This is a genomic window from Microcoleus sp. Pol1C5, assembly GCF_036701115.1.
Taxonomy (GTDB): Bacteria; Cyanobacteriota; Cyanobacteriia; order Cyanobacteriales; family Microcoleaceae; genus Microcoleus.
On record NZ_JAUBQE010000008.1, the window covers coordinates 1 to 19,355 of the forward strand.

8 protein-coding genes and 1 pseudogene are annotated in these 19,355 nt (G+C 46.3%); 5 read left to right on the forward strand and 4 right to left on the reverse strand.

Translation table 11 applies throughout. The features are described from left to right. Positions 1 to 161 (reverse strand): annotated as a pseudogene (locus tag QUA23_RS06450) (photosystem II q(b) protein); the annotation flags it as partial. Between the two features lie 196 nt (positions 162 to 357). Then, entirely contained in the window at positions 358 to 2,103 is a 1,746-nt protein-coding gene (locus tag QUA23_RS06455) for an alpha/beta hydrolase (protein WP_333075315.1), read from the reverse strand. Between the two features lie 474 nt (positions 2,104 to 2,577). Here QUA23_RS06455 and QUA23_RS06460 point away from each other — a divergent pair, with 474 nt between their 5' ends. From QUA23_RS06460 to ligA, 3 genes are all read left to right on the forward strand, one after another. Then, complete coding sequence (locus QUA23_RS06460) at positions 2,578 to 3,558, forward strand: Npun_R2479 family HD domain-containing metalloprotein (RefSeq protein ID WP_333075316.1); 981 nt, start codon at positions 2,578 to 2,580, stop codon at positions 3,556 to 3,558. Positions 3,559 to 3,693: 135 nt separating this feature from the next. Further along, the gene (locus QUA23_RS06465; RefSeq protein ID WP_333075188.1) at positions 3,694 to 4,758 is read left to right on the forward strand and encodes a vWA domain-containing protein; all 1,065 of its coding nucleotides are present in this window, start codon (positions 3,694 to 3,696) and stop codon (positions 4,756 to 4,758) included. Positions 4,759 to 4,999: 241 nt separating this feature from the next. Further along, positions 5,000 to 7,024, forward strand: a complete 2,025-nt coding sequence (gene ligA, locus QUA23_RS06470) for an NAD-dependent DNA ligase LigA (RefSeq protein ID WP_333075189.1) — start codon at positions 5,000 to 5,002, stop codon at positions 7,022 to 7,024. 124 nt (positions 7,025 to 7,148) lie between these two features. On the opposite strand, the gene QUA23_RS06475 is transcribed toward ligA, so the two are convergent. Then, positions 7,149 to 7,391 carry a hypothetical protein gene (locus tag QUA23_RS06475; protein WP_333110326.1) on the reverse strand — a complete coding sequence of 81 codons (243 nt, stop codon included), beginning with the start codon at positions 7,389 to 7,391 and terminating at the stop codon, positions 7,149 to 7,151. A 12-nt stretch (positions 7,392 to 7,403) separates the two neighbouring features. Between QUA23_RS06475 and QUA23_RS06480 the strand changes: the two genes are divergently transcribed. Beyond that, the gene (locus QUA23_RS06480) at positions 7,404 to 7,817 is read left to right on the forward strand and encodes a hypothetical protein (RefSeq protein WP_333075191.1); all 414 of its coding nucleotides are present in this window, start codon (positions 7,404 to 7,406) and stop codon (positions 7,815 to 7,817) included. A 285-nt stretch (positions 7,818 to 8,102) separates the two neighbouring features. On the opposite strand, the gene QUA23_RS06485 is transcribed toward QUA23_RS06480, so the two are convergent. Next, entirely contained in the window at positions 8,103 to 17,579 is a 9,477-nt protein-coding gene (locus QUA23_RS06485; protein ID WP_333075192.1) for a CHAT domain-containing protein, read from the reverse strand. 908 nt (positions 17,580 to 18,487) lie between these two features. Here QUA23_RS06485 and QUA23_RS06490 point away from each other — a divergent pair. Beyond that, a complete protein-coding gene (locus tag QUA23_RS06490; protein WP_333075193.1) occupies positions 18,488 to 19,288 on the forward strand; it encodes a PEP-CTERM sorting domain-containing protein in 801 nt (266 codons plus the stop codon). Positions 19,289 to 19,355: the final 67 nt, after the last annotated feature.

Sequence of the window (19,355 nt, forward strand, 5' to 3'; positions counted from 1 at the left end):
GCGATGAAGGCGATGATGTAGCAGATGGTGGCGCTCAGGAGGGTAGGAATCATCAAGACGCCGAACCAACCTACATAGATGCGGTTGTCGGTTGATGTTACCCACTCACAAAAGCGTTCCCAGACGTTGGCGCTTTCGCGCTGCTGTAAGGTTGTTGTCATGGTTTTATGATTGCTGTATTTGGTTGTCAATGTTCGGATGATGTTTATATTATTAACGGTGTTGTTAAGGTTTGTAAAGGGGTTGAGCGACAGTTAAACTGATGAGTGTGATTAGGAAAGCTGATGAAAGGAGAGACAGGGACGATCGCCCCCGCGCGAAAAGATATGCCAGGGTGTTCTTAGGCGCACCTCAACCCTAACGAACAGGAGCTATGGGAGGTGGAGAAGGTAGGGAAACAGGAGCGAGGACAGGGGGAGAGGCGGGGATGCGAGGAGGTGGAGAAAGCCTGAACTGCTGGAGTTGTTGCGGGGTGAGCGATCGCAAAATTCTCAGTCCAAGGGTGTCTCTGGAGATGCTTAAAGCGTAGGATGGCTCCAAATACGGGCGGAAATTGGATTTGTTGTTCAAATAGCTTTCCATGAAAGCTAGGCTGAGTCCGCTGAGGTAGCGGCGGGCTAAAGCTGGTTCGGGCCCGATCGCCTCTACTGGTGGCAGAAAGAGGCTTTGAGGGGATTCCTCGATCGTTGAGAAGTGAGTCCCGTTTATCATCAATACCAGATATTTGTTGAGCGATGTCAGCCATGTGAACGGTTGAATTTGTTCGAGCAAAGCGGGGGCGACGGTATCGGCGCTGCCTGCGATTACCATGACTGGGATTTGGATTTTGCTGAGGTTTGTTTCTCCCAGAATGCTGCTGACGATCGGGTTGATGGCGATCGCAGCTTTGATGCGCGGGTCGTCGAAATTGTACTGGTTGCGCTCTAGTCCGCGGGCACGGCACTGCAACAGTAGGGAGAGGTTCCAAGTATCGTTTTCGAGTCCGCAATCTTTGTCTAGCTGTGCAAAATTAATCTCCGCCCCGCCTAATGCTAAAGCCGTATAGCCCCCGAAAGACTGGCCGATGACGCCGACTCGCTGCAAGTCGAGCTGCCCTTGGTAGGTCGGATCGGTTGTAGAAAGTTTGGTTAAATAATCGAGCAGGTCTTTGATGTCGAGGGGGCGGTTGACAAATTCTGCTGGCTCTGCTACTTCGCTGGCTCTGCCTGTTACTAAGTTTTGGATTTGTTGGGCGTTGCTGCCGGGGTGTTCGGGGACGGCGACGGCAAAGCCGTAGGAGGCTAGGTGTTTGGCTAAATATTGAAAGGAAATGCGATCGGAACCTAAACCGTGGGAAATTACTACTACAGGAGCCGGTTGGGGGCTGCCCTGCGGCAGGTAAATATCCATATCAAACGTGCGAGGGCGATTTGGACTCGTCAGAGTTACCGATGATTTTTTCCAAGTATAGGGGCCTGGTAGCTGGGGCTGCTGCATTTCGGCGGGCGGTATGGCGGGTTCAGAGGCTGCTTGTGCTTCCGACAACTGGGCGACTCCGGCGATCGTCTGATTGGAACGGTTGATCAGGGATGTCAGCTCGTTGGCGATACCCAAGCCGCGAGCGATGTCAATCCTGATGCCATAAGTGGGGAATTTCCGCAGCACGTTGAGAATTGTCAGACCTTCTGCATCTGAGGCTGCTAAAATCAGGGCGGCTCGGATGGCATAAAATCCGGGCTGCCTAGCTTTGGTTTGAATTACTCGGCCCAAGCGTTTGAGCAGCACTTCTCCTTGAGGCGTGTAGAGGAATTGGGCGATCGTCACGTGGCTGATTTCAGCTTTCGCTTGCAGGGCGCTGCGAATCTCAGCTAGCTGAGATTCTTTGATGTACTGAGCGAAGCCGTCCAAGTTTGAGTCTATTTTCCCTTCTTTGGCGAAGAGTGCCAGAGATTCTATGGGAACTGATTCTTCTAGCGGCCCGTAAGTTACGTAAATTCGCTCGGCACCCATTGCCGGTGCGGCGGTGCAAACAGCCGTGAATGCAAACAATCCTAGGTATTTTGGGGCGATCGACCGCCGAGTGCGAAGGGTAGCAGTGGAGAGACTCCGAAACAGACAGTTCATAACTTTCACACCTAGGACTTCTAATCATTAGTCGGTGAAACGATGTAAATTGTTTCGCCACTTTTTAATGCCGAAAATCGCTCTGTTGGTTCGGATGCTTCGGAAATTAGGTTATCTTGGGAAGCATAGCCTTGAGAGCAATTTTCTGATTTGACAAGACTAGCTGAAATTTAAAATTCAACGCCGAGGGGTCAAACCTGTTGGAATGCCCATTGATTATTTTTTCAGCTATCGGGACTTAGACAAAAACTGAAGCCAAAATAGCTTCCAACCCAAATAGAGAAAAACTTTTAGCTCGAATGGGCATGAATCTATTTATACCAAAGGTTTCAGGCATTTTTAGGCGATCGACCTCTTTCTATTGCCAGCGAGGGGTTGGGGAGCCTAAAGCGGCTCGAAAATGTTTAAGTCCCATTATTATGCAAGATATTTTCGATCAAGTTTGTAAGTACAGCCTGAGTGAGAGAATTTATGATGTTCAATGCAACTGCTATCCTGATTGACGCTTTTGTGCAAGAGCTGCAGGCCGGCTACCGTCGCACCTACGGCAAGTACAAGCCTGACTACCCTGAAATTATCGCCTGGGCAGGGACTATGGCTCTGGAAAATATCGCTAACTGCGATGCTCTGTACCACAATGTGGAACATACAATGCTCGTGGCTTTGGTGGGACAAGAGATTCTCCGGGGCAAGCATATTCGCGAAGGGGGAGTGTCGCCGGAAGATTGGCTGCACTACCTGATTTCGCTGCTGTGCCACGATATCGGCTACGTCAAAGGTGTTTGCCGCCAAGACCAAGAAGCTGTGGGACTCTACGCTACGGGTATTGACGGGGGTATGGTTTCGGTGCCGATCGGCGCAACTTCTGCCAGTTTAACTCCTTATCATGTCGATCGAGGAAAACTCGTAATTGACGAACGCTTCGGCGGCCACACATTAATTGATGCCGAACAAATCAAGCGCAATATTGAATTGACGCGCTTTCCAGTTCCTGCTAGCGAAACTCATCAAGACAGAAACAATTATTCTGGACTCGCTAGAGCTGCCGATTTGATCGGTCAGTTGAGCGACCCAAATTACCTGCGAAAAATAAGTGCCCTGTTCTACGAATTTGAGGAAGTCGGCACTAATAAAATCTTGGGATACAAGTCTCCGGGAGATTTGCGGCAAAATTACGCCAAGTTTTATTGGAATGGAGTTTTTCCTTACATTCCAGCAGCTTTGAACTACTTGGAATTGACCCAGGGAGGCAAACAGATTATTGCCAATCTCTATGCCAACGTATTTCAGGTTGAACACGCTGAACCGATCGCTTTCAACAAGACAAACGCTCAAGAATTCATCAAATCCCGCGCCGCTGGCAACTTGAACGGCGAAAAAGATAGTGATAACCTTCAACCTTCTATGTCCGGGGAAAACAAGAAATTTAGCGACTTTTTCGATTTGAATTTGTGATGAATTAACCAGCCTTCTGCTGAAGCAAATCAAGCGAGCCAGAATTAGGAGATTTTTTTAATCGAGTTGCTGACTCGTCTTTTTTTTAGCTATAATAGAGCTAATAAATCGATGTGTGTTAAGGAGAGTTATGTCATGGCAAACAACAACATTGAAGTCGTTTTTAGCTTTGATACTACTGGCAGTATGTACCCTTGTTTGACGCAAGTTCGTCGGAAAATTAAAGAGACCGTAACAAGACTGCTAGATGAAATTCCGGGCATTCGCATTGGCATTATAGCTCACGGGGACTATTGCGATGCTGGCAGCACTTACGTAACTAAACACCTCGATTTGTCAGGCGATGTCGGCACAATTTGCAATTTTGTTCAAAATGTAGAGCCAACTGGCGGTGGCGATGCTCCAGAATGTTATGAATTAGTCTTGCACGAAGCTCAGTCACTTTCTTGGACTCCAACTAATTCCAAAACATTGGTACTCATTGGCGACGACATCCCGCACGCACCCGCTCAAACTCCTCAAAAACTGAACTGGCGTCAGGAAGTAGATAAGTTAACACAGATGGGAATTACCGTTTACGGCATCCAAGCTCTCAACCGCCAGCACGCTACTTTATTCTATAAAGAACTAGCCGAAAAGTCGGGCGGTTTTCACCTCAATCTAGACCAATTTTCATACATTACAGATTTATTTTTAGCAGTTTGTTACCAACAGTCATCTAACGAACAACTGCAAGCTTACGAACAAGAAGTTGTCAGTCAAGGTCGCATGAGTCGCGGATTAAACAAGATGTTTAATACCATGCTGAACCGGGAAGGTGTTGCTGTTTACGAATCAGCAGAATTGCGAGCCGTAAAACCGGGGAGATTTCAGATTCTAGAAGTTGACAGCGAGATTTCAATTAAAGCTTTTGTTCTGGAGAATGGTTTGACTTTTAAAACCGGGCGCGGGTTTTATGAATTTACTAAAACAGAAACTATCCAAGGTAAGAAAGAAATTGTGCTGATGGACCGTTCGACAGGGGATTTGTTTGAAGGAGAAGCAGCGCGAGAAATGTTGGGTTTGCCAATGGGCGAGACAGTCCGCATCAAACCGAGCAATCTAGAAAAGTATGCGGTTTTTGTGCAAAGTACCTCTGCCAATCGCAAGCTGATAGGGGGAACTCGTTTCCTTTATGAAGTTGAAGATTGGGATCGTTAATTAATCTTAAATGTCCAAACAACAACCGCAGATCAATGCAGATAATGCTAACATCTCTCTTATCTGTGTTTATGTTATTGCTCTGCGGTTAAACAAATATATAGCCTTTCTCAGAAAGATGAGGTACGACTGGGCATAGGGCATAGGGCATAGGCCTCCGTGGGCATAGGGCATAGGCCTCCGTGGGCATAGGGGATACCTCACTTTTTTGAGAACCGCTATACACTTTCAAATTATTAATATGCAACCCGAAATAGAGCAGCAAATTCAACAGTTGAGGCAGCAGCTACAGGAAGCTAGCTATGCTTATTATGTTCTCGATGCGCCGATCATGCCAGATGAAGTGTACGATCGACTTTATCGCCAGTTGCAAGAATTAGAATCAGATTATCCGGAATTAATTACTGCAGAAAGCCCGACTCAGCGCGTGGGAGAACAGCCTGCTACTCAATTTTTTAGCGTCAAACACAATATTCCTCTCTACAGTTTGGAAAATGCTTTTAATTTTGAGGAGTTTGCTAAATGGCAGGAACGCTGGCAAAAGGTAGCAGGGGAGAATCAGCCATTAACTGCTGAATATGTTTGCGAGTTAAAAATTGACGGTTCTGCTTTAGCATTAACCTATGAAAATGGGGTTTTAGTTCGCGGTGCGACGCGCGGAGACGGCATTGCGGGAGAGGAAATTACTCAAAATGTTAAGACTATTCGCTCGATTCCTTTAAAGCTCAATTTAGATAATCCGCTGCCTATTGTGGAAGTGCGGGGAGAGGCTTTTTTGTCTTTAGCTGTGTTTGAGGAAATTAATCGGGAACGGGAAAAAGCTGGGGAACAATTGTTTGCTAATCCTCGCAATGCTGCGGCGGGTACGCTGCGGCAGTTGGATTCTAAAATTGTGGATAAGCGACGGTTGGATTTCTTTGCTTATACTCTGCATTTAGATGAGGGTAACGAGGAGAAAACGCAGTGGGATTCGTTGGAATTGTTGCGAAGAATGGGGCTTAAGGTAAATCCCAATCGCAAAATTTGCTATTCTTTGGATGAGGTTCGGGAGTATTACGAATATTGGGATACGGAACGGCGAAATTTGCCTTACATGACTGATGGAGTTGTTGTTAAAATTAATTCGGTTTTGCTGCAAAAACAATTGGGTTTTACTCAGAGGTTTCCACGCTGGGCGATCGCACTGAAGTATCCCGCAGCCGAAGTGCCTACAATAGTAGAAGCTGTCACCGTGCAAGTAGGGAGAACAGGGGCTCTGACTCCTGTAGCGGAACTCAAACCGGTGCAGTTGGCTGGAACGACGGTTTCGCGGGCTTCTCTCCACAACAGCGATCGACTTTCCGACCTAAATCTCCACATTGGCGATACTGTAATTGTTAGAAAAGCTGGGGAAATTATACCAGAAGTTGTGCGAGTTTTGCCGGAACTGCGCCCCCAAAATGCTAAACTTTTCCAAATGCCTAGTTGCTGTCCCGAATGCGAACAGCCTGTGGTTCGGGAAAAAGGGGAGGCCGTTACTCGCTGCATCAATACATCTTGTCCGGCAATTTTGAGGGGTTCGCTGATTCATTTTTGCAGCCGGGATGCTCTGGATATTAACGGTGTTGGGGAAAAGTTGGTGCAGCAGATGGTTGATAGCAATCTGGTGCATTCTGCGGCGGATTTGTACGATTTGACTGCGGAAAGATTGATGAGTTTGGAACGCATGGGTAAAAAGTTAGCAGAAAAGTTGGTAAGTGCGATCGCCCAATCGAAAAATCAACCTTATTCGCGGGTACTTTACGGCTTGGGCATCCGCCACGTCGGTAGCGTCAACGCTCAATTGCTGACAGAAAGGTTTGCAAATGTCGAAGAGTTAGCAGCGGTATCGGCGGCCTCGATTGAGGGGGTTTACGGCATCGGCCCGGAAATTGCTCAAGCTGTTTATCAGTGGTTTCGAGTTCCGGCAAATCAAAGTTTAATTGCACGGTTGAAAACTGCAGGCTTGCAATTGCAGTCAGAAGTAAAAAATCAAAATTTAGCTAGCACAAATTTACAACTGGCAGGCAAAACTTTTGTACTGACTGGAACTTTGCCCACTTTGAAACGAGATGAAGCTAAAGATTTGATTCAAAAAGCAGGAGGTAAAGTCACAAGTTCTGTGAGTGCTAAAACAGATTATGTGGTTGTGGGAGAAGATGCGGGTTCTAAGTTGGAAAAGGCTCAATCTTTGGGGATAGAACTACTTTCGGAAGCTGAATTATTAGAACTGCTATCGACACCATAAAGGATTGTCAAAAATCAATATATCTCTCTTTTCTCTTTCTGTGCGCCCTCTGCGCTCTCTGCTGTTGGCAAAAAAAGCGGTGATTAACTTCAGCCGTTTTCAAATAAAATCCCCAACAATTCTATTATCGTCGGTGCAAAATAGCCGATCGTGAATTGGGCAATACCTCAAAAGGCATAGAAATCGCGTTAGCGAAGCCCGCCCCTACGGGGGCTACGCCAACGAAGAGGTTCGCACTTGCTGAATATACACACTTCCCCGGCGGTGCTGCCCGAATCGGTTGTCGGTACAGGCTAGTTTTGCTAAAATTTGATAAAGTTTGCAATAGCGATGGCAATTGCCAGCTTAGCCAAATCCCAGCAATCATAGGAGATACATTATGTCTGAAATTCCAGCAGAACAAACACAAACAAACTTGACAACTCCAGAAATAACTACCGAAAGCTCAATTTCTGGGGTGGAAAACGTGAAAAATAGTTTTGGAAATGTCCTAAATAGTTGGAAATTGAAAGTAGGATTAGGAGTTGCTGTACTGTTTGCAGTGTCGTTATTTGCATTCTACTGGCAGCATATGATTGCAGTCGTAGGTATGAAGAGTTGGTCGGCGCGATCGGGAGCTAACCCAATCGAATGTATGGTAAGAGATACTAATAACGACGAGTATGTCAGTTGCAGCGCCCTCCTCGACCAGCAGATTGTCCCTCTTGAGTGCAGTTCGAGTTTGTTCAATATCGGCTGTCGAGTCAATTACGGAACTGCTGCCCCAAATCCTAGACAGACCAACCCTAGATAGAGCATCTCCGGGTTTCTGATAATTTTTGACTTGCTCTGACTGAAATACGGATACAATCCCCACAGGAGTCGCGGTGAGAAAAAAAGTTTGGACGTTAGTTCAAGCCCCCAGATTCATCTGTGGGGTTGTATTTAAAATCTAAAATTTAATTAATTGCCAGTAATAACCCATCATAAAACCTCTTCGTATTGAGGACTTTAGTCCTCATAAAAATCGCTGGGACTTTAGTTCTCATTTCAACCTAGAATGGTTGATTTTACCCAACACGAGCTAAAGTATGGCAGCTTACCAAGGACTTCCAATTAGAGTGAAACTGCTCCAGTAGTAAGGATGAGAAAAATTTTGGTTTTCTTGTTGTAGGTTAGTCGGTAAATTCAAGTTGCCCGCTGTTGTAACTAACTGCCCGTTTGCGAGCCGAACTTTACGAGCAATCATCGCCTCTTGAGCAAGTTGCAGAGTTTCTGCCTTAGTTGTGGCTCCTCGCAACTGGTGGTAAAATTCGCTCATCAGCCCCAAAGTGCCTCCATCGTCAACATACCACAAACTCCCTAAAGCAGATTTTGCGCCGGATTTGACTGCTAAACCTCCAAAACCTAATTCAGCTTCCCGATCGCCCAAAGCAGTTCTACAAGCACTCAATACTAACAAGTCTACCTGCGGATTGCGCCAATTCAAACTCTCCATGCGATCGAGCTGCAATTTGGAATTCCATAGTTGAATGTAGGAATTGCTTGGTTTTCCCGGCTGGAATTCAGCGTGAGTTGCTAGGTGAACGATCCGAAATCCTCCCTTGGCGTGTGCTGAGTTGAGATTATCTAAAGTGAAAGTGGAATTGAGGAAAGATGGGCTCTGCCACTGAGCCGAAATCGCCTGCAATTCGATCGGCACACTGGGCAAGGGCTGTTGGTCAACAAATTCTGACCTTCCCATTGCGAGCACGGTGGCGGCTCTAACAGCTTTATAATCGGTATTAGTCGAACTAAAACTTGGAATTAGGCTGAAACTGTATTTTTCAATCAAGAACCCTTTACCGTCGTGTAAAGCGGCAAAGGGCAGGCTCCGCAATCCGGGATCGACTGACAGTAATAAAGTTTTAATTCCTAAGTTTTCTAAGTCTTTTTCTAGGGGTGCGATCGCCCATTTATATAATTGCTGGGCGGTGGCTAGATAAGTGGTAGTAGTGCGTTTTGCGGGATTCGTGATTTCATTGCGAAACTCCTGGACGGTGGGGAATAAAGCTGCTCTATTGGCTTCTGGAACGCTGTAGTGAATCGGTCGCCCGACGGGAGGAACTAAAATTAGTTCCAGTCGATCTTCTCGCGAGACTATGTAGATAATACCAGACCGCTTGCCGATTTGCTGTTCAATATTTTTTAAAGTTTGTTGAAAGGTCGAAATCAAGACATTCTCCTCTGGAAGGTTGGGTTTTACCCCCAAGTATTCTCCAAATTCTTGATTCCTCATTTCTTCAATTCCCCAGACTATATTCTGTATGTCGTTGACTTCAAAAAGTCGATCGGGAGAGGGAAGATATCCCAGAACTAAATTAGGAGTAGGGTTGACTGTCGATCCTTGTTTGGATGCTGGTGAGGGTGGTACTAAATCGCTAGGTAATTTACTGGTGATAGTGCGATCGATGGTTAAAATTCGATCGGCTACACTACCGGGCTTGTCTAGCGATGAATTTTTGCCACGGCGTTGCAAGTCTCCTGCATCTAGGGTTGATGGTTGCCGTGCCGGTTTTGCTGTGGCTGCGGGCGATGCTGGTGTTGCTGGTGTGGGGACGGGTGCGATCGGGTTTAAGGACTCTTGTACAGATTCTAGGGCTGACGTTACCTGCTGATTTTCCTGTTGAATTCTCGGCTGATTGATGACCGTTTGCTGATTTTCCTGCTGAATTCTTGGCTGATTGATGACCGTTACCTGCTGATTTTCCTGCTGAATTCTCGGCTGATTGACGACCGTTACTTGCTGATTTTCCTGCTGAATTGCTTCCGTTACCTGCTGATTTGTTCCGGTTGTCAGGGGAATTGTCGGCGGAATTGTTTGTGGAACGGTTTCCGTTGTCAGCGGAATTGTTGGCGGAATTGTTTGTGGAACGGTTTCCGTTGTCAGGGGAATTGTCGGCGGAATTGTTTGTGGAACGGTTTCCGTTGTCAGGGGTATTGTTGGCGGAACGGTTGGCGGAATTGTTGGCGGAACGGTTGGCGGAATTGTTGGCGGAACGGTTGGCGGAATTGTTGGCGGAACGGTTGGCGGAACGGTTGGCGGAACGGTTGGCGGAACGTTTTCCGTTGTTGGCGGAATTGTTGGTGGAATTGTTGGCGGAACGGTTGGCGGAATTGTTGGTGAAATTGTTGGTGGAATTGTTGGCGGAACGGTTTCCGTTGTTGGCGGAATTGTTGGTGGAATTGTTTGTGGAAGTGTTGGCGTCGGGTCGATCGCGTCATCAGTCGAAAATGCAATATTACCAACACTACTAGAACGCGGAAACGACTGCGATGTAATGGTAGATTGTCCCGTTGTAATTGCACCCGCCGTACCGTTGCTAGCAGCATCCCCCACCACAAACGGTTGAATCGGCGTCCCTCCATCTCCCCCAGCGTGTGTAATTGCGATATTTCCGCTACCTGTGCCGCCAGCAGTAGAAATGCTAGCAAATCCCGTCGGGGAAAGTGGTGTGGAAAAAGCACCCGTAGCCCGGAAAAAATTGCCTGTTATTGCTGTGACATCGCCACCGATGCCACCACTACCGCCTTGGGCATTGATAAACTCTACTTGAATATCGCCGATCGGATCTAAAAACACATTGCCGGCATTTCCGACTATACCGCTAGAGTTAATTTGTGCGGCCGTAATTGAAGTTATCGCCTTAACCGTTATGTTTCCGCCACTGTTGCCCGATGTATTCAAATTGCCTGCGGTGAAATTGTTACCGCTTGTAAAGAGAATTTCTCCGCCATTAGTAGTAACATTTTTAACACTTATATCGCCCTTGGCAGTAATATCGACTTTGGCGGCGGTGACATCTCCCGATAAGTTGACTTTTTCCGTGTTTAGTGCTGTCAATTGTTGCGCGTTAATTGTCGAGTTTCCTGTCACATTGCCAGCATTGTCGATCGCAAGATTTCCTAATTTGCTGGTGGCACCCACCGAACCGTTGAAAGTGATGCTGCCGCTACCGGAGGCTAGAGTTAAGTTGCGGGCATTAATGCTGTCACTGTCGATCGCCCCCAAAGCAATATTTCCCCCTGCGGTACTAAATACCGCATCCTTTGTCAAAACCAAAGCATTGCTAATATTAATGTTGCCGTTATTCGTCGTAACATTCCCACCTAATTTAGTATTTAAAGCCGTAACGTTAAAACCAGAATTGCTTTTAACATTTCCGATAAATTCCGCATTCGCTGAAGTAACATTCAAAACAGACAATGGCGTTGTTTCGCCGATATTTCCTTGCAGCAGCACATTACCATCCGCGGCATCTAAGCCCAACAGATGATTGCCGTCGATTGCACCTTTTATATTAATACTACCAACGCTGCTTTTGAGATTAACCTGGTTTCCTAGTTGAACGTTGCCAGTCAAATCTATATTTTTAGTTGTATTGATGCCATAGTTCAAATTAATGCTTGAACCTTGGAGAGCAACACTGCTGCTGTCAAGTCCGGTGATAGTTCCATCAAGTGCGATCGTACCAGTTCCCGTTTGAATATTTACTGGGTCTAAAAATGTGAGATTATAGGGAATACTAATATTGGCGCTGCTATCCGATCGCCCGATGGCGATCGAGCTAAATCCATTTTGAATCAAATTAAGTTCCGATGCAGTCAAATCTAAAGCGCTAGTATTGTTATCAATTCCGCCAACCACAATATTTTGTCCGGCTGTTGCGGGTTGCAGCGTTAACGCGCCAGTACCAGAAACATTCCCAGAAAAATCTATTTCACCTGCCGTTAATGTCAGCGGGTTACTACCTGCCGATAAACTAGAACCGAAAGCAATAGTTGCATCTCCGAGTGTAAAATTTACAGGAGCTTTTAATGTCACCGGGCCGCTAAAACTAATGTTATCATTAGTTGTGACTATATTTCCGCTAACCGCAACAGTTCCAGCGCCATTTTGAATAAATGCACCGTCTAAATTCAGGTTATTCTCAATATTGAGATTTACCTTATTGGTGACTGTGAGTGTGCCGTCATTGGTGGTTGTTACAGTTCCTTTTAGATTGACATTATCAGCCGCAATACCCAGATTGCCAGCTACGTCAACTGTATTGTTAAAAGTAATGTCGCTGCCTGAAAGAATCGAGTTTTTGGCAACAGTGACAGCATCTGCATAAGTTTGACTGCCGGTTGTAGTGACATTGCCACCTAAAGATATCTTGCTGTTGGCAGTTAAATTAGTGAGAGGAGTTGTTTCGCCGATCGCACTTTTGAAGGTAAGATTACCGCTAGCCGCCTTCGCCGTCAAATCGCTGGTACCATCAACAGTATTATTGAAAGTAATGCTGTCACCTGAAATAATCGGATTGTTGGCAATTGTAACTGCGTCTCCGTAGGTTTGACTGCCTATTGTAGTGACATTTCCCTTGATTTGAGTTGTGCCACCAATATCTGTAGTCAAACTCGCGGCATTGACTGTTTGATTAAATGCGGTTGTTCCTGTAGAGTTAGCTGTTAAATTGCCGATCGCATTTGTTGGATTCCCAACTGCACCATTGAATGTCAGATTACCGCCAACCGCCTTCGCCGTCAAATCGCTGGTGCCGTCTACAGTATTATTAAAAGTAATGCTGTCACCTGAAATAATCGGATTGTTGGCAATTGTAACTGCATCTCCGTAGGTTTGACTGCTGATTGTAGTGACATTTCCCTTGACTTGAGTTGTGCCGCCAGCATCTGTAGTCAAACTCGCGGCATTGACTGTTTGATTAAATGCGGTTATTCCTGTAGAGTTAGCCGTTAAATTGCCGATCGCACTTGCAACACCAACTGCACCATTGAATGTCAGATTACCGCTAACCGCCTTCACAGTCAAATCGCTGCTGCCGTTAACAGTATCGTTAAAAGTAATTTCGCTGCCTGCGAGAATCGGATTGTTGGCAATTGTAACTGCATCTCCATAAGTTTGAGGGCCGGTTGTAGTGACATCGCCCTTAAGTTCGGTTGTACCGCCAGCATTGGTGGTGAAACTGGTAGCCTTGACAGCATTAAAGGTAGTTGTACCAGCACTTTTGACGGTGAGATTTCCTAATACTGTCGCGTCGCCGATCAAACCTTTAACCTCAATTTTTCCAGTACCTGTTTCTAACGTGAGATTGCCAGGGCCATCAATGTTATTGTTAAACAGAATATTGCCACCTCCTGAATTGCCATTGCTGACTAAGATGCTATCTCCAACTAAAGTATTGCCGTTAATTGTAATATCTTGAGATTGGGTGGTAATATTGCCATTCAGGTTATTAGTTGTAGCATTCAGAGTAATTGAAGCATTATCAGTTCCCGAAATCGATTGGTTGGGATTTACAGAAATAGTGCCTTGAGTATTGAAAGTCACAGGATCTGCAAAATATACTGGCAAATTCTCTACAGTGATATTGCCTGTAGTAGTGTTCCCTCCGAAAACAATGGCACTAAAGCCATTACGCAATGAGGATAAAAAAGGTGCTCCTATATCGATCGCCTGCGGATCGAAAGGAAGTCCAGCCTGGAAGCGAATTCCGACATTCGGCGAAAACGGCTGAATAGAAAAAGTGCCTTTACCCTGCGCGGAACCTGCTCCCGAAAAGCCAATCTCATTGCTGATAATGCTAATATTTCCAGTACCGGGCAATCCATTAGCATCAATGCTATTTATCCCAACTTCATTGGGAGTGGCGATCGCGATATCTCCACCTTCACCGGAACTAGAGCTAGAATTAATTACTCCTGAGTATGCAAAAATGTTGCCGGTTTGACCCGTGAGTGTGATTTTTCCGCCATTGCCAGCAGTAGAACTGGAGTTAAGATTGCTAGCATTAATATTGTTGCCACTGAGTGTAATTAAGCCTCCATTTCCGGTACTGGATGTGGTATCAATTGCCCCAGCCGTCGTATCAATATCGCCATTAGTGCTGGTAAGGGCGATCGCCCGTCCGGGATTTCTCATACTACCAACGGTAAGATTGCCTGTAGTTTTAATTGAAAAATCGATCGGATTCTTAACATCGAAAGAATTGATTGTTGTCAGGGAACGTAAAGATTTTGGTTCCCCTATTAGCCCGTTGACATTAATAACGCCTGTTCCCGCAGTCAAAACTAGGTTGCCATCGCCGTCAACCGTTCCCCCAAAATTAATGTCGCCTGCATCTGTTAACCCAGTATTGAGAGTGACATTAGAACCCGTACCGAGAGTGACTTGCTCACCAAAGGTAATATTCTGTTCGTTGGTGAGAATATTTGCGTTTAAGTTAGTCGTTGGAGCCTTAAAAGTAATTGAAGCGTTATTTTTACCTGTAATGTTTCCATCGACTGCTATGGTGGGAGCTTGCATTGTGACGGGGAAATTAAAAGTAACACCAGGGGGGTCAATTGCGATCGCCCCCGTCCCATCCGTCCGCCCAATCGCCATTTGCGAAAACCCTTTTAACGTGTTGAGTTCCGCCTGAATCAGATTCAAAGGAGGAACGTCAGGGTTGTTCTGAGTACCGCCTATCAGAATACCTAAACTCGGTGTCAGCGGCTGTAAAGTAATAGTGCCCTTGCCATTGACTTGAGTCGTCCCTAACAGTTGAATTTCATCGCCCGTCAAAGTGACATTGCCACCTAAAGCCGCATCAATTACACCGCCAGTGAGGTTAATTGGAATGGAATTGTTGTTAGCACTTCCCGTGAGGCTAATATTACCCGTTCCCGTAGCTTGCACCGTTACCGGCGGTATGCTGGTGTTTAAGTTAATACCGTAGCTGCTAAATGCTGTCCCTACAGCGGTACCGGTTAAAACAATATCTCCATTCTCCGATCGTACGGTGCCGTCGTTGAGCCAGATCCCGGAATTAGTGCCCGTCCCTGCACTGCCCGTACCCGTCAACGTCACCTTTCCCAAGCCTGCGGTTTGGACTGTAGCACCAACATCTATATATATGCCTTCGTTCAAAGCCCCTGCCCCACCGCCTGTACCAGTCAGACTGACATTTCCAGAGAGCGCTTTCACTGTGCCGTCCACAAGTCGTATCCCTTGATTGCTATCAGTCCCATTGCCCCCAACACCGCTGAGAGTCAGATTCCCGGTGCCTGTGGACTCCACCAGCCCTTCCACCGAAATGCCCATGTTGTTGCCCGCGCTTCCCTGACCTGTTCCAGTTAGGGCGATATCTCCATTCTGCGATCGCACTGTACTAGGATTATCAATAGTTATCCCTTCATTGCTGCCCGTCCCATTTCCCCCCGTCCCGGTGATGGTGACAGTCCCGTTCCCCGCCGTTGACTCCACTGTAGAGTTGATTATTTTAACGCCGGTGTTTTGGGTTAAAGTCCCAGCACCGTTACCAGTCAGGTTTATATTTCCCCCACCCCGCACTGTACTGTTGTTGGCAATAGATATCCCTGGATTATTAAATGTCCCGTTCCCGCCAGTACCGTTGAGAGTAATAGTCCCTGTCCCTGCCGATTGCACTGTGCTGGTGCTAATAGATATCCCTTGATTACCATCCGTCCCGTTCCCGCCAGTACCGTTGAAAGTAATACTTCCTGTTCCGATCGATTCCACTGTGCTGGTAGTATTAATGTTAATCCCGTTGTTGTCGCTTCCAGTTCCGTTACCTGTGCCAGTCAGGGTGATATTTCCATTAGCTGAAGTCACCTTAGACGCGCCTGTAACAACAATACCTTCATGGGGGGTGGGGATGAATGGGTTGGTTCCGCTAGTACCATTGAGAGTAATATTCCCGCTGCCAATAGTTTGTAGTGTGCTAGCACCCGAAATCAAAATACCATGATTGTTTGCTGTCGCCTTTCCTCCAATACCATTCAGGTCAATGTTTCCACCCCCGGCATTAAGTGTGCTGTTCTTGAACTCGATTCCCGGCCCCAACCCAAGATTCCCCTGACCATTACCCAAGAAATTACCACCATTAGTATCGATCGTCGAACCTAGGATACGGACAGCACCACCGTTTAGATTATCAGTATCCGCATTCAGAGTAATATTCCCTCCCTGAGTGCTGATATTGGTATTATTAATGTTAATATTATTATTAGCATTCAGAGTTAGGGAATTACTATTAGCCCAAGAAATCGGAGCGCTGACTGTAATATCGCCTTGGTTCGGAGAAGCCGACGCAGTGGAAATAGTCACATTTCCCAAACCTAGCTGTGTTTGCAGCGTCCCATTATTAATTGTAGAAGTAGCAGCAGAGGGCGTAAATGCTCCCCCTGCTAAAGTGCCGCCTGTATCCGCACCTGTACTAATAGTAATATCAGTAGGATCTAACAATAAGGTTCCAGCAATCCCAAAGGTCGATCGCAAATCAACTAATCCTTGAAAATCCAGCGATTGCTTTCCCGAAACTTCCACAAAGCCGCCATTCCCAGAAAACAAGCCACCTCTCGCCGTAATATTCCCATTAAAGCGAGTAGTTTCATCAGCCCAAACTATCACTCGCCCGCCATTCCCGTTACTAACAGCATCAGCATTAATTGTCGAATCGCTGCTGACAAAAGTCCGCGAAGCATTGGGCACAGTCCCCAAACCCTGATAATCTCCGCCAATCAGTACATTACCGCCACCGTTAATCCCAGAAGCATCGATCTTGCCTGCAATAACTCCTACTTTGTCGCCTAAAATATTTACAGTACCGCCAGTGTTGCCAGAGACATTGAGAGTGCCAGAGGCGATCGCAGTTCCCGCAGTTACCGGCACAGCAACATTCCCTGTCAACACAACTTCGCCATTAGGATTTACCGTCAAACCCGTCGCCTGTGCCACACCTTTTCCAGTCAGCAACTCCGGCAAAGATAACACGGGCTGCGTCCAATTGTTCGGCAGAGAACTTTGGTTAACTGTCGGCTGAATATCCAAGCTCAATAAATTTCCAGCTTGACTAATCCGCACCAAATTGTTACCCGGTACGGCGCTGATCAGAATATTGCCGCTAGGCGCATTTACCTGACCATTATTGACAACCGTACCGCCAATCAAACTTAAACTTTGACCGGGTGTCACCGTCAGATTGCCTGCATTAACAATGCTTCCCCCTTGCAAATTTGTAAACGCAAAACTATTCGGTGTCCCGATTAATGTTGCCCAATTATTATTGCCGATCGCACTAAACCACTGATTGTTCCCAAAACCAATCCCTGTCGCCGTAGTAGCATTAAAAGATCCCGGCACGTTCAGACTCGCATTCGGCCCGAAAATCATGCCTGCCGGATTCATTAAAAATAAATTAGAATTGCCACCCGTAACTTGAATTAAGCCATTTATTAAAGAAGGATTACCTCCAGTAATTCTTCCTAAAATATTTTGAATATTGGGATTGATCAGAAAGTTAGCCGTTTGAGCCTCGCTGAGGCCAAACTGAGTAAAACTGTGAAAAAGATTAGCCCCATCTCCGCTGAATGCCCCCCCGGAAATGTCGTAGCGGTTGCCGTTGGGAGTAACAACTGTGTTAGTGCCGTCCGCTGCAGGGGCGATGGGTTGCGCGTTTGCCGAACCCGCCGCTGCACTCAGCCAGCTAACAATGAATAACCATCCGAGCAAATGTAGTCTGTTGGCTGTCATTGTGTTTAAAGATTTTGCTTAAAGTGCGATCGTATTTCTTTATCCTATTTTTACTCATAAAAATTACTCATGTCAATATGAGCCACCTATTTTGGGTTGCCGAATAATTAGGATGGGACCAGGAAATGTATGTGTTTAATTACTAGAATTTACGTAGGAACAGTTTTTTTACTACAAGTCAGGCGCGGGAAATGAAACTTAGTTTATTGTTTCGACTTTCACTGCTTCCCTGACCCAATTACCTTAAAAAAACCAGGTTTATTCGTCCGGGACTGTGGGGAAAAATATGGCACAGAATGCGAGGGTTAGGGGTTTAAAAAAATTGGAATTTTAGTCAAAACTACGTAAGTATCGATCGCCTGTTATACAGCTTGCTTAGAGTGGCAAAAAACTCGCTCAAGTCCCTACTCGCGGTCGCCGCCGCTGCTTTCTGCATAGGCAAAGCAGCTTGCAGCCCGCTTTCAGGAAAACGAACCGAACAGCCGACTTTCTCTCAAAAACTTTATATTTTATAGATGAACTTTACCAAAACTTTATAAAGGTCGAGTAAAATTTTTATGTATTTTTGATGAAAGCCAATATTTGCAAGTCTTGCACTCAACTTTAGACCGTTACCGAAACAAAGTAAATGTAGTAGGTTGGAAGTCTAGGCAGGATGAAAATCTTGCTCTGACAGATTAAACTGTGTCAATCTGGTGTCAGTGAAAACTCTTAGAAGAAGCACTCATTTACTCCAAAACACCCTTAAGTGAGATCTATATGTAGATTCACTGGTGTGGAGCGTCTTCTTTAGGTTTGACGATCGTCCTAAATATAGCAGGCTCGCGATCGTCGATTCGCGTCACGGGAACATGGCATTTAGTGCATTTTGTGCCTTACTACCTAACAATACTGGAGGAATCAGGGTTATGACTACCTTAACGCTAGTCAAAAAAACATCTTTTACAGTCGTCAGCTTGGCAACCACAATGTTGTTCAGCATCTGCACGCCCGTCCGAGCTTTCATGTTTGGCACTGGCGGCATCCAGTTCGATCAAGATACAAAGATCAACTTTAGATTCAACAACTCTGTCAGCCCTTACCAGTCAAGCTTGTGGGTGGCTCAAGCTGACCCACAAAACAATGGCTACACCAACATCGCCAGACTGTTTTACGAGACTCAACCCTCAGATAACGGCTCTGCCAACAACTGGGAAGCAACCTTCGGGAACGCAGTCACCTCCGAAAACGGCTCCATCACCCAAACCTTCACATTTTTGCAGGATCAAATTTATGCCCTGCTGCTGTGGAGCGACACAGGTAGCGGCAGACCTTTCGAGCAATACGTCTCGTCGAGTACCTTCATGAACAGCCCCAACTGGTGGGCCGCCGGCACCCAATTCCGAAGAGAGGAATGTCTGGTGGCGGGATGTCAGCTTGCTGTGTTTGGTGACTTTATGCTCAACTACAATTCCAGCGACTCATTTGCAAACATCAACGGCGGTAAAGGCCCAGAGCAATTTTCATCGCTCACAAAGGCCCAACTTGCTAATGGCACACAAATCTCCTTCGACGATGCCAAACCAGGAACCGAGCTTGACTTCAAAGACTTCACCGTGTCGGCTGAGTTAGTCCCCGAACCAGTCCCCGAACCTCTCACAGTGTTCGGGACTATGCTGGGGATCGGGGCTTTCGCTGCAGCTCGCAGGAAAAAAAAGCGAGGGCAGTAACCATAAAAATGACTATTAACCAGCCCCATACAAATCTAAATAGTGCGTCTGTTCAGTGGTACTCTGA

Bases quoted from the DNA above. Each gene is read 5' to 3' on its own strand.
- QUA23_RS06455 (WP_333075315.1), bottom strand. From the start codon at position 2,103: ATGAACTGTCTGTTTCGGAGTCTCTCCACTGCTACCCTTCGCACTCGG.
- QUA23_RS06460 (WP_333075316.1), top strand. From the start codon at position 2,578: ATGTTCAATGCAACTGCTATCCTGATTGACGCTTTTGTGCAAGAGCTG.
- QUA23_RS06465 (WP_333075188.1), top strand. From the start codon at position 3,694: ATGGCAAACAACAACATTGAAGTCGTTTTTAGCTTTGATACTACTGGC.
- ligA (WP_333075189.1), top strand. From the start codon at position 5,000: ATGCAACCCGAAATAGAGCAGCAAATTCAACAGTTGAGGCAGCAGCTA.
- QUA23_RS06475 (WP_333110326.1), bottom strand. From the start codon at position 7,391: ATGATTGCTGGGATTTGGCTAAGCTGGCAATTGCCATCGCTATTGCAA.
- QUA23_RS06480 (WP_333075191.1), top strand. From the start codon at position 7,404: ATGTCTGAAATTCCAGCAGAACAAACACAAACAAACTTGACAACTCCA.
- QUA23_RS06485 (WP_333075192.1), bottom strand. From the start codon at position 17,579: ATGACAGCCAACAGACTACATTTGCTCGGATGGTTATTCATTGTTAGC.
- QUA23_RS06490 (WP_333075193.1), top strand. From the start codon at position 18,488: ATGACTACCTTAACGCTAGTCAAAAAAACATCTTTTACAGTCGTCAGC.